Here is a 254-nt window from a genome sequence, read left to right as displayed (position 1 = left end):
TCTCGCGCTATGTGCCGGTGCTTGATCCTCGGCACAGCTATCGGGGTGAAGATGTCGTGGAAACCTTGGAACGGGTATGCCGGCAGGTCGGTTATCCGAAGACAATCAGGGTTGATCAGGGAACGGATGAGAGCGGCGGTGCAAAAGTCGGCCACGGTAGCGGCGGAATAATCCTGCTTCGGGCGGAGTAAAATCCGGCCACCTATTTCTCTTCTGCAATGAACGCAGGAGGGACAGGGGATCTACACCGTGGA

At 57.1% G+C, this 254-nt stretch carries 1 pseudogene; it reads left to right on the top strand.

The features are described 5' to 3' along the window. Nucleotides 1–128: pseudogene (locus tag DUT91_RS25410) on the top strand (IS3 family transposase); the annotation flags it as partial. Nucleotides 129–254 lie beyond the last annotated feature (126 nt).

Source organism: Paramesorhizobium salinisoli, assembly GCF_003335045.1.
Taxonomy (GTDB): Bacteria; Pseudomonadota; Alphaproteobacteria; order Rhizobiales; family Rhizobiaceae; genus Paramesorhizobium; species Paramesorhizobium salinisoli.
Note: the sequence above shows the minus strand (reverse complement) of the source record. Positions and strands in the feature narration are given on the sequence as shown.